The following is a 12,268-nucleotide window of genomic DNA, read 5'->3' on the forward strand; positions in this document are numbered from 1 at the left end:
CAGGGTTGACTCTGAAAGAGGAAAGCGTAATATACGCCACCTCGCGACAGAGCGCTGAAGCGCGTCGCAACTGCTCTTTAACAATTTATCAGACAATCTGTGTGGGCACTCAAAGTGACATGGATTCTTAACGTCGCAAGACGAAAAATGAATACCAAGTCTCTGAGTGAACATACGTAATTCATTACGAAGTTTAATTCACGAGCATCAAACTTAAATTGAAGAGTTTGATCATGGCTCAGATTGAACGCTGGCGGCAGGCCTAACACATGCAAGTCGAGCGGCAGCGGGAAGTAGCTTGCTACTTTGCCGGCGAGCGGCGGACGGGTGAGTAATGTCTGGGAAACTGCCTGATGGAGGGGGATAACTACTGGAAACGGTAGCTAATACCGCATAATGTCGCAAGACCAAAGAGGGGGACCTTCGGGCCTCTTGCCATCAGATGTGCCCAGATGGGATTAGCTGGTAGGTGGGGTAACGGCTCACCTAGGCGACGATCCCTAGCTGGTCTGAGAGGATGACCAGCCACACTGGAACTGAGACACGGTCCAGACTCCTACGGGAGGCAGCAGTGGGGAATATTGCACAATGGGCGCAAGCCTGATGCAGCCATGCCGCGTGTATGAAGAAGGCCTTCGGGTTGTAAAGTACTTTCAGCGGGGAGGAAGGTGTTGTGGTTAATAACCGCAGCAATTGACGTTACCCGCAGAAGAAGCACCGGCTAACTCCGTGCCAGCAGCCGCGGTAATACGGAGGGTGCAAGCGTTAATCGGAATTACTGGGCGTAAAGCGCACGCAGGCGGTCTGTCAAGTCGGATGTGAAATCCCCGGGCTCAACCTGGGAACTGCATTCGAAACTGGCAGGCTGGAGTCTTGTAGAGGGGGGTAGAATTCCAGGTGTAGCGGTGAAATGCGTAGAGATCTGGAGGAATACCGGTGGCGAAGGCGGCCCCCTGGACAAAGACTGACGCTCAGGTGCGAAAGCGTGGGGAGCAAACAGGATTAGATACCCTGGTAGTCCACGCCGTAAACGATGTCGACTTGGAGGTTGTGCCCTTGAGGCGTGGCTTCCGGAGCTAACGCGTTAAGTCGACCGCCTGGGGAGTACGGCCGCAAGGTTAAAACTCAAATGAATTGACGGGGGCCCGCACAAGCGGTGGAGCATGTGGTTTAATTCGATGCAACGCGAAGAACCTTACCTGGTCTTGACATCCAGAGAACTTGCCAGAGATGGCTTGGTGCCTTCGGGAACTCTGAGACAGGTGCTGCATGGCTGTCGTCAGCTCGTGTTGTGAAATGTTGGGTTAAGTCCCGCAACGAGCGCAACCCTTATCCTTTGTTGCCAGCGGTTAGGCCGGGAACTCAAAGGAGACTGCCAGTGATAAACTGGAGGAAGGTGGGGATGACGTCAAGTCATCATGGCCCTTACGACCAGGGCTACACACGTGCTACAATGGCGCATACAAAGAGAAGCGACCCCGCGAGGGCAAGCGGACCTCATAAAGTGCGTCGTAGTCCGGATTGGAGTCTGCAACTCGACTCCATGAAGTCGGAATCGCTAGTAATCGTGGATCAGAATGCCACGGTGAATACGTTCCCGGGCCTTGTACACACCGCCCGTCACACCATGGGAGTGGGTTGCAAAAGAAGTAGGTAGCTTAACCTTCGGGAGGGCGCTTACCACTTTGTGATTCATGACTGGGGTGAAGTCGTAACAAGGTAACCGTAGGGGAACCTGCGGTTGGATCACCTCCTTACCTTAAAGAACCTGCCTTTGTAGTGTCCACACAGATTGTCTGATGAAAAGTAAACAGCAAGGCGTCTTGCGATTGAGACTGTACGTCCCCTTCGTCTAGAGGCCCAGGACACCGCCCTTTCACGGCGGTAACAGGGGTTCGAATCCCCTAGGGGACGCCAAGCGTTAACTGATGAGGTCAGACCTCCCAGGGGACGCCACTTGCTGGTTTGTGAGTGAAAGTCACCGACACCTGTATCTCAAAACTGACTTGCGAGTCATGTTTGAGATATTTGCTCTTTAAAAATCTGGATCAAGCTGAAAATTGAAACGACACACAGTTAATGTGTGTTCGAGTCTCTCAAATTTTCGCAATCATGAAGTGAAACATCTTCGGGTTGTGAGGTTAAGCGACTAAGCGTACACGGTGGATGCCCTGGCAGTCAGAGGCGATGAAGGACGTGCTAATCTGCGAAAAGCGCCGGCGAGGTGATATGAACCTTTGACCCGGCGATGTCCGAATGGGGAAACCCGGTGCACTACGGTGCATCATCACAGCATGAATACATAGTGCTGTGAGGCGAACCGGGGGAACTGAAACATCTAAGTACCCCGAGGAAAAGAAATCAACCGAGATTCCCCCAGTAGCGGCGAGCGAACGGGGAGCAGCCCGGAGTCTGAATCAGCTTGTGTGTTAGTGGAAGCGTCTGGAAAGTCGCACGGTACAGGGTGATAGTCCCGTACACGAAAGCACATATGCTGTGAACTCGAAGAGTAGGGCGGGACACGTGGTATCCTGTCTGAATATGGGGGGACCATCCTCCAAGGCTAAATACTCCTGACTGACCGATAGTGAACCAGTACCGTGAGGGAAAGGCGAAAAGAACCCCGGCGAGGGGAGTGAAAAAGAACCTGAAACCGTGTACGTACAAGCAGTGGGAGCACCTTCGTGGTGTGACTGCGTACCTTTTGTATAATGGGTCAGCGACTTATATTCTGTAGCAAGGTTAACCGAATAGGGGAGCCGCAGGGAAACCGAGTCTTAACTGGGCGTTAAGTTGCAGGGTATAGACCCGAAACCCGGTGATCTAGCCATGGGCAGGTTGAAGGTTGGGTAACACTAACTGGAGGACCGAACCGACTAATGTTGAAAAATTAGCGGATGACCTGTGGCTGGGGGTGAAAGGCCAATCAAACCGGGAGATAGCTGGTTCTCCCCGAAAGCTATTTAGGTAGCGCCTCGTGAACTCATCTCCGGGGGTAGAGCACTGTTTCGGCTAGGGGGCCATCCCGGCTTACCAACCCGATGCAAACTGCGAATACCGGAGAATGTTATCACGGGAGACACACGGCGGGTGCTAACGTCCGTCGTGAAGAGGGAAACAACCCAGACCGCCAGCTAAGGTCCCAAAGTCATGGTTAAGTGGGAAACGATGTGGGAAGGCACAGACAGCCAGGATGTTGGCTTAGAAGCAGCCATCATTTAAAGAAAGCGTAATAGCTCACTGGTCGAGTCGGCCTGCGCGGAAGATGTAACGGGGCTAAACCATGCACCGAAGCTGCGGCAGCGACACTATGTGTTGTTGGGTAGGGGAGCGTTCTGTAAGCCGTTGAAGGTGGCCTGTGAGGGTTGCTGGAGGTATCAGAAGTGCGAATGCTGACATAAGTAACGATAAAGCGGGTGAAAAGCCCGCTCGCCGGAAGACCAAGGGTTCCTGTCCAACGTTAATCGGGGCAGGGTGAGTCGACCCCTAAGGCGAGGCCGAAAGGCGTAGTCGATGGGAAACAGGTTAATATTCCTGTACTTGGTGTTACTGCGAAGGGGGGACGGAGAAGGCTATGTCGGCCGGGCGACGGTTGTCCCGGTTTAAGCATGTAGGCGGAGGTTCCAGGTAAATCCGGTACCTTTTAACGCTGAGGTGTGATGACGAGGCACTACGGTGCTGAAGTGACAAATGCCCTGCTTCCAGGAAAAGCCTCTAAGCATCAGGTAACACGAAATCGTACCCCAAACCGACACAGGTGGTCAGGTAGAGAATACCAAGGCGCTTGAGAGAACTCGGGTGAAGGAACTAGGCAAAATGGTGCCGTAACTTCGGGAGAAGGCACGCTGATATGTAGGTGAAGCCCCTGCGGGTGGAGCTGAAATCAGTCGAAGATACCAGCTGGCTGCAACTGTTTATTAAAAACACAGCACTGTGCAAACACGAAAGTGGACGTATACGGTGTGACGCCTGCCCGGTGCCGGAAGGTTAATTGATGGGGTTAGCGGCAACGCGAAGCTCTTGATCGAAGCCCCGGTAAACGGCGGCCGTAACTATAACGGTCCTAAGGTAGCGAAATTCCTTGTCGGGTAAGTTCCGACCTGCACGAATGGCGTAATGATGGCCAGGCTGTCTCCACCCGAGACTCAGTGAAATTGAACTCGCTGTGAAGATGCAGTGTACCCGCGGCAAGACGGAAAGACCCCGTGAACCTTTACTATAGCTTGACACTGAACACTGGTCCTTGATGTGTAGGATAGGTGGGAGGCTTTGAAGCGTGGACGCCAGTCTGCGTGGAGCCGCCCTTGAAATACCACCCTTTAATGGCTGGTGTTCTAACGTGGACCCGTAATCCGGGTTGCGGACAGTGTCTGGTGGGTAGTTTGACTGGGGCGGTCTCCTCCCAAAGAGTAACGGAGGAGCACGAAGGTCAGCTAATCCTGGTCGGACATCAGGAGGTTAGTGCAATGGCATAAGCTGGCTTGACTGCGAGCGTGACGGCGCGAGCAGGTGCGAAAGCAGGTCATAGTGATCCGGTGGTTCTGAATGGAAGGGCCATCGCTCAACGGATAAAAGGTACTCCGGGGATAACAGGCTGATACCGCCCAAGAGTTCATATCGACGGCGGTGTTTGGCACCTCGATGTCGGCTCATCACATCCTGGGGCTGAAGTAGGTCCCAAGGGTATGGCTGTTCGCCATTTAAAGTGGTACGCGAGCTGGGTTTAGAACGTCGTGAGACAGTTCGGTCCCTATCTGCCGTGGGCGCTGGAGAACTGAGGGGGGCTGCTCCTAGTACGAGAGGACCGGAGTGGACGCATCACTGGTGTTCGGGTTGTCATGCCAATGGCACTGCCCGGTAGCTAAATGCGGAAGAGATAAGTGCTGAAAGCATCTAAGCACGAAACTTGCCCCGAGATGAGTTCTCCCTGAGACTTTAAGTCTCCTGAAGGAACGTTGAAGACGACGACGTTGATAGGTCGGGTGTGTAAGCGCAGCGATGCGTTGAGCTAACCGATACTAATGAACCGTGAGGCTTAACCTTACAACGCCGAAGGTGTTTTGGCGGTGAGAGACGATATTTTCAGCCTGATACAGATTAACAGAATTTGCCTGGCGGCTGTAGCGCGGTGGTCCCACCTGACCCCATGCCGAACTCAGAAGTGAAACGCCGTAGCGCCGATGGTAGTGTGGGGTCTCCCCATGTGAGAGTAGGGAACTGCCAGGCATCAATTAAGAAGAACCCCGTACCGTAAGGTGCGGGGTTTTTTGCTTTTGTTCTTCCCCCTCCTTGAAACTTTCTCACCTTCCGCTTGCAGGCTCGACATTCAGCCCATTTCTGGGTATGGTTAGCTGTCTGGATGTCTAAACGTTTATACGTATGCTGTGAGGAAATAAGGTTATGCCGATTCGGGTACAGGACGAGTTACCAGCCGTCAATTTCTTGCGTGAAGAGAATGTCTTCGTCATGACGGCTTCACGCGCTACAGGTCAGGAAATTCGCCCGCTGAAGGTGCTTATTCTCAATCTGATGCCTAAAAAGATCGAAACTGAGAACCAGTTCCTGCGTCTGCTTTCGAACTCCCCGCTGCAGGTGGATATCCAGCTTCTGCGTATCGATGCCCGCGAATCACGTAATACGCCTTCTGAGCATCTGAATAACTTTTACTGTAATTTCGATGATATCCGTGAAGAAAACTTTGACGGGTTGATCGTCACCGGTGCCCCGCTGGGCCTGGTTGAATTTAACGATGTCGCTTACTGGCCGCAGATCAAACAGGTGCTGGAGTGGGCAAAGGATCACGTTACGTCCACGTTGTTTGTCTGTTGGGCGGTACAAGCTGCGCTGAATATTCTTTATGGCATCCCGAAGCAAACCCGCACAGAAAAGCTCTCCGGCGTATATGAACACCATATTCTTCATCCACATGCGCTGCTGACACGCGGGTTTGATGACACCTTCCTCGCGCCTCATTCCCGTTATGCTGATTTCCCCGCACAGCTGATCCGCGATTACACCGATCTGGAGATCCTGGCCGAAACGGAACATGGGGATGCTTACCTGTTTGCCAGTAAAGACAAACGCATCGCTTTTGTTACCGGACATCCTGAGTACGATCCCGATACCCTCGCATCAGAGTATTTCCGTGATGTCGAAGCGGGGCTCAATCCGGATGTCCCGTACAATTATTTTCCGAAAAACGATCCGCAGAACAAGCCAGGGGCGACCTGGCGCAGCCACGGAAATTTGCTGTTCACCAACTGGCTCAACTATTACGTCTACCAAATTACGCCATACGATCTTCGCCACATGAATCCGACGCTGGAGTAATCGTCTGCGTTAAACGATCCTAAAGCGTTTCAGCTATTCGTATCAGGCACCTTCGGGTGCCTTTTTTATTTCCGAAATTCCATTCAACACCCAATAAAACTTTAATTCTATATTAATCATGTGGTTGCAATGATATTTAAATTAAAATGGAAATTGTTTTTGATTTTGGAAAAATTACAGATAGTCTTAACTCTGCTGAGCGAAAACTACACAACGATCTTTCGCTCGCGTTGGGGGAGTGATTTTGGATCTTTGATGAGGAGTAGAGTAATGACTCAACAGGCAACAACGGTTGATGAACTGGCCTTTACCCAGCCGCACGGTGAGCAAGAACAGCAAATTTTGACGTCAGAGGCTATCGGGTTCCTGACCGAACTGGTGACCCGTTTCACCCCACAGCGCAATAAGCTGCTGGCGGCACGCATTCACCAACAGCAGGAAATTGATGATGGTAAGTTACCGGGATTTATTTCGGAAACTGCTTCCATTCGTCACGGTGAGTGGAAAATCCGCGGAATCCCTGAAGATTTGCAGGATCGCCGTGTCGAGATCACCGGTCCGGTAGAGCGTAAAATGGTGATCAACGCCATGAACGCGAACGTTAAAGTCTTTATGGCGGATTTTGAAGATTCACTGGCACCGGACTGGCGCAAAGTCATCGAGGGGCAGATCAACCTGCGCGACGCCGTTAACGGTACCATCAGCTACACCAACGAAGCCGGTAAAATTTATCAACTTAAGCCGAATCCGGCTGTGCTGATTTGTCGCGTACGCGGTCTGCATCTGCCTGAAAAACATGTTACCTGGCGCGGTGAAGCCATTCCCGGCAGCTTGTTTGATTTCGCACTGTACTTCTTCCACAACCACAAAAACCTGCTGGCGAAAGGCAGCGGCCCGTATTTTTATCTGCCGAAAACGCAGTCCTGGCAGGAAGCGGCATGGTGGAGTGATGTCTTCAGCTACACGGAAGATCGCTTCAACCTGCCGCGCGGCACTATCAAGGCCACGCTGCTGATTGAAACGCTGCCTGCGGTATTCCAGATGCATGAAATCCTGCATGCCCTGAGCGACCACATTGTGGGCCTGAACTGCGGACGCTGGGACTACATCTTCAGCTACATCAAGACCCTGAAAAATCATGCGGATCGGGTGCTGCCGGACCGTCAGGTTGTCACCATGGATAAACCGTTCCTCAGCGCCTACTCGCGTCTGTTGATTAAAACTTGCCATAAGCGCGGAGCCTTTGCGATGGGCGGGATGGCGGCATTTATCCCGAGCAAAGACGCTGAGCGTAACAATCAGGTGCTCAGTAAAGTGAAGGCCGATAAAGAGCTGGAAGCACGCAACGGCCACGACGGGACATGGATCGCGCATCCGGGGCTTGCAGATACGGCAATGGAAGTCTTTAACCGCGTCCTCGGCGACAACAAAAACCAGCTGTTTGTCACGCGCGAAGACGATGCGCCGACGGCTGCAGAACAGTTGCTGGCACCCTGCCAGGGTGAACGGACAGAAGAGGGTATGCGCGCCAATATCCGCGTTGCCGTGCAGTACATCGAAGCGTGGATCTCCGGCAACGGCTGCGTGCCAATCTACGGCCTGATGGAAGATGCGGCCACCGCGGAGATCTCTCGTACCTCTATCTGGCAGTGGCTCCACCATCAAAAAACGCTCAGCAACGGTAAGCCTGTGACTAAATCCCTGTTCCGCCAGATGCTGGCCGAAGAGATGCGGGTGATCCAGGACGAGCTGGGTGAGCACCGTTTCAGCAGCGGGCGTTTTGATGACGCGGCGCGCCTGATGGAGCAAATCACTACATCCGATGACTTAATCGACTTCCTCACCCTGCCAGGCTACCGCCTGCTTGCGTAATCCACCTCATAACAATATGGAGCATCTGCACATGAAAACCCGTACCCAACAAATCGAAGAATTACAGAAAGAGTGGACACAACCGCGCTGGGAAGGCATCCGTCGCCCGTACAGCGCAGAGGACGTGGTGAAGTTACGCGGCTCGGTCAACCCGGAATGCACGCTGGCACAGAACGGTGCGGCGAAAATGTGGCGTCTGCTGCACGGTGGCTCCAAAAAGGGCTATATCAACAGTCTCGGTGCGCTGACCGGCGGTCAGGCACTGCAGCAGGCGAAGGCCGGTATTGAGGCTATCTATCTCTCTGGCTGGCAGGTCGCGGCGGACGCCAACCTGGCCTCCAGCATGTATCCGGATCAGTCGCTCTATCCGGCCAACTCCGTGCCGTCAGTGGTGGATCGGATCAACAACACCTTCCGCCGTGCGGATCAGATCCAGTGGGCGGCAGGTATCGAACCCAACGATCCGCGCTTTATTGATTACTTCCTGCCGATCGTCGCGGATGCGGAAGCGGGTTTCGGTGGTGTGCTGAACGCCTTCGAGCTGATGAAATCGATGATTGAGGCCGGTGCAGCGGCTGTACACTTCGAAGATCAGCTGGCATCGGTGAAGAAGTGCGGGCATATGGGCGGTAAAGTGCTGGTTCCAACCCAGGAAGCGATTCAGAAGCTGGTCGCTGCGCGTCTGGCTGCTGACGAGCTCGGCGTGCCAACGCTGGTGATTGCCCGTACCGATGCGGACGCGGCTGACCTGATCACCTCTGACTGTGACCCGTATGACAGCGAATTTATTACCGGTGAGCGCACCAGCGAAGGGTTCTACCGCACCCATGCGGGCATTGAACAGGCAATCAGCCGTGGTCTGGCCTACGCGCCGTATGCGGATCTGGTCTGGTGTGAAACCTCAACACCGGATCTGGCACTGGCAAAACGTTTTGCCGATGCGATTCATGCGAAATACCCAGGCAAACTGCTGGCCTATAACTGCTCGCCGTCCTTTAACTGGCAGAAGAATCTGGACGATAAAACGATCGCCAGCTTCCAGCAGCAGCTATCTGACATGGGCTACAAGTATCAGTTCATCACCCTGGCGGGTATCCATAGCATGTGGTTCAACATGTTCGACCTGGCGCATGCCTACGCGCAGGGCGAGGGCATGAAGCACTACGTCGAGAAGGTGCAGCAGCCAGAGTTCGCAGCAGGCAAAGAGGGCTACACCTTCGTTTCTCACCAGCAGGAGGTCGGGACCGGCTACTTCGATAATGTCACCACCATCATCCAGGGCGGAGCCTCCTCCGTGACCGCCTTAACGGGTTCAACCGAAGAAGCACAGTTCTGATGTTTTCCCCCTCTCCTTTCCTGGGAGAGGGTTGGGATGAGGGGGAGATATGCCGCGTGGCCTGGAATTACTGATTGCTCAAACTATCCTGCAGGGCTTTGATGCCCAGTATGGTCGTTTTCTGGAAGTCACATCCGGCGCGCAGCAGCGCTTCGAGCACGCCGACTGGCACGCCGTACAGCAGGCCATGAAGCAGCGAATCCATCTCTACGATCACCATGTGGGGCTGGTCGTGGAGCAGTTGCGTTGCATCACCGATGGTAAAAACCCTGACGCGGCATTTTTACTGCGCGTGAAGGAGCATTACACCCATTTGTTGCCTGACTATCCGCGCTTCGAGATTGCAGAGAGCTTTTTCAACTCTGTCTATTGTCGGTTATTTGACCACCGCTCGTTATCTCCTGAGCGGTTATTTATTTTCAGTTCTCAGCCGGAACGCCGTTTTCGCACCATCCCACGCCCGCTGGCGAAAGACTTTTTTCCCGATCGCGGCTGGGAAAAGCTCCTGCACCGCGTGTTAACGGATTTGCCGCTGCGCTTGCCCTGGGAGAACAAAAGCCGGGATATCGGCTATATCATTGCGCATCTCGTTGAAACCTTCGGCGAAGAGGAACTCGCGCACAGCCATTTGCAGGTCGCCAATGAGTTGTTTTACCGGAATAAGGCAGCCTGGCTGGTTGGCAAACTGGTTATGGCAACGAAAACGGTCCCGTTTCTGCTGCCTGTCCACCGTACCGATGACGGTGAACTGTTTGTCGATACCTGCCTGACCGCGAATGCCGAGGCCAGCATCGTGTTTGGCTTCGCCCGATCTTATTTTATGGTGTATGCCCCGTTCCCTGCGGCTCTGGTGGAGTGGCTGCGCGAAATCCTCCCAGGCAAAACCACCGCCGAGCTGTATATGGCCATTGGCTGCCAGAAGCACGCCAAAACCGAAAGCTACCGCGAATATCTGCACTACATTGCCAGCGCGGATGAGCAGTTTATTGAAGCACCCGGCATACGTGGCATGGTGATGCTGGTCTTCACCCTGCCGGGCTTTGACCGCGTGTTTAAGGTGATAAAAGACAGATTTGCACCGCAGAAAGAGATGACTGCTGCCCACGTTCGCGCCTGTTATCAACTGGTCAAAGAGCACGATCGTGTCGGGCGGATGGCCGATACGCAGGAGTTCGAAAATTTTGTACTGGATAAGCAACAAATCGATCCGGCGCTAATGGCGCTGTTATTGCAGGAAGCGCCTGCCAAAATCACCGATCTTGGTGACAAAATTTCCATTAGCCACCTCTACATTGAGCGCCGTATGGTACCGCTGAATATCTGGCTGGAGCAGTCCGAAGGACAGGCGCTGCGCGATGCGATCGAAGAGTACGGCAATGCCATCCGCCAGCTTGCCGCAGCCAACATTTTCCCCGGCGATATGCTGTTTAAAAACTTCGGCGTCACCCGTCACGGGCGGGTAGTGTTCTACGATTACGACGAAATTTGCTACATGACCGAAGTGAATTTCCGCGACATCCCGCCGCCCCGTTATCCGGAAGATGAGCTGTCCAGCGAGCCGTGGTACAGCGTCTCGCCGGGAGATGTTTTTCCGGAGGAGTTTCGCCACTGGCTGTGCGCCGACCCGCGCATTGGGCCGTTATTTGAAGAGATGCATGCCGATCTTTTCCGCGCCAGCTACTGGCGGGGGCTGCAAACGCGCATCAAAAACGGGCACGTGGAAGATGTGTACGCTTACCGACGCAAGCAGCGGTTTTGCATTAGGTTTGCACCCTCTCCCTGTGGGAGAGGGCCGGGGTGAGGGCATCAGGCTGCCTCAATCTTAACGAATCCCGCCATACGCCAGCGTCACCTCTTTCGCGGCCCTAATCACCAGTGCACCTAACTCGGTCACGCGGTCATCGGTCATGCGCGAAATCGGCCCGGAGATGGAGATGGCGGCGAACGGCTCGCGGTGCTCGTCAAAAATACAGGCTGCGAGGCAACGCAGGCCCAGCGCATGTTCTTCATCATCAAACGAGTAGCCACGCTTGCGGGTCAACGCCAGATCTTCTTTCAGATGCACCGGCGACACCAGTGTGGCGTGGGTATAGGCATGCAGCCCTTTACGGTGCAGCAGCCCCGTCACCTGCTCTTCGCTCAACTGAGAGAGAAAGGCTTTCCCCGCACCGGAGGCGTGCATTGGCAGCTTGCCGCCAATCGGGGCAGACATACGCATCAGCTGCGTACACTGCACCTGGTCGATGATAATTGCCTGATGATCGCTCTGGTCCAGAACGGCCAGGTTCACCGTCTCGCCTGAATCTTCCATCAGCTTGCGCAGAATGGGATGCACAATTGCCAGCAGGTTACGGCTCTGCAGGAAACTGCTGCCGACGATAAACGCATGCGCGCCCACCGCCCAGTGCCCCAGATCACCGACCTGACGGACAAAACCGAGCTGCTGCATAGTGGTCAACAGGCGGTGCGTGGTGGAGTTTGGCAATCCGGCCTGTTGCGCCAGCTCTGTCAGGGCCACGCTGCTGTGCGACTCGGCGATCCATTCCAGCAGCTTCAGGCCACGCGTCAGAGACTGAACCTGTCCACCTTGTGGTGTAGCGGCAGTGGTGGCAGGTTTTCTGCCGCGTTTGGCGGGAACGGTCGCGACCATGACGATCTCCTTTTTCTGTATCGTGGAAATCATTTTCGTTTTATTTGGTGAATTTGCAACCGTTATCCTGACTGATCGGA

Annotated in this window: 5 protein-coding genes, 1 tRNA gene and 3 rRNA genes; 8 read left to right on the forward strand and 1 reads right to left on the reverse strand. The window is 54.1% G+C overall.

Annotation, left to right across the window (positions count from 1 at the left end; all coding sequences use genetic code 11):
• Window positions 1–215 precede the first annotated feature (215 nt).
• From EoCCA6_RS13130 to aceK, 8 genes are all read left to right on the forward strand, one after another.
• A 16S ribosomal RNA gene (locus EoCCA6_RS13130) occupies window positions 216–1,757 on the forward strand.
• Between the two features lie 84 nt (window positions 1,758–1,841).
• Window positions 1,842–1,917: transfer RNA gene (locus tag EoCCA6_RS13135), tRNA-Glu, on the forward strand.
• Window positions 1,918–2,139: 222 nt separating this feature from the next.
• A 23S ribosomal RNA gene (locus EoCCA6_RS13140) occupies window positions 2,140–5,043 on the forward strand.
• A 67-nt stretch (window positions 5,044–5,110) separates the two neighbouring features.
• A 5S ribosomal RNA gene (gene rrf, locus EoCCA6_RS13145) occupies window positions 5,111–5,226 on the forward strand.
• Together the 16S, 23S and 5S rRNA genes with 1 tRNA gene alongside form the textbook arrangement of a ribosomal RNA operon.
• A gap of 174 nt (window positions 5,227–5,400) precedes the next feature.
• Entirely contained in the window at window positions 5,401–6,330 is a 930-nt protein-coding gene (gene metA / locus EoCCA6_RS13150; RefSeq protein WP_152083012.1) for a homoserine O-acetyltransferase MetA, read from the forward strand.
• A gap of 270 nt (window positions 6,331–6,600) precedes the next feature.
• Window positions 6,601–8,202 carry a malate synthase A gene (gene aceB, locus EoCCA6_RS13155; RefSeq protein ID WP_152083013.1) on the forward strand — a complete coding sequence of 534 codons (1,602 nt, stop codon included), beginning with the start codon at window positions 6,601–6,603 and terminating at the stop codon, window positions 8,200–8,202.
• 31 nt (window positions 8,203–8,233) lie between these two features.
• Window positions 8,234–9,538 carry an isocitrate lyase gene (gene aceA / locus EoCCA6_RS13160; RefSeq protein WP_152083014.1) on the forward strand — a complete coding sequence of 435 codons (1,305 nt, stop codon included), beginning with the start codon at window positions 8,234–8,236 and terminating at the stop codon, window positions 9,536–9,538.
• A gap of 49 nt (window positions 9,539–9,587) precedes the next feature.
• A complete protein-coding gene (aceK, locus tag EoCCA6_RS13165; protein ID WP_152083015.1) occupies window positions 9,588–11,339 on the forward strand; it encodes a bifunctional isocitrate dehydrogenase kinase/phosphatase in 1,752 nt (583 codons plus the stop codon).
• Between the two features lie 21 nt (window positions 11,340–11,360).
• Here the strand turns inward: aceK and iclR are convergent, their stop codons facing one another.
• Window positions 11,361–12,188 carry a glyoxylate bypass operon transcriptional repressor IclR gene (iclR, locus tag EoCCA6_RS13170; RefSeq protein ID WP_152083016.1) on the reverse strand — a complete coding sequence of 276 codons (828 nt, stop codon included), beginning with the start codon at window positions 12,186–12,188 and terminating at the stop codon, window positions 11,361–11,363.
• Window positions 12,189–12,268 lie beyond the last annotated feature (80 nt).

This window comes from Enterobacter oligotrophicus, from assembly GCF_009176645.1.
Taxonomy (GTDB): Bacteria; Pseudomonadota; Gammaproteobacteria; order Enterobacterales; family Enterobacteriaceae; genus Enterobacter; species Enterobacter oligotrophicus.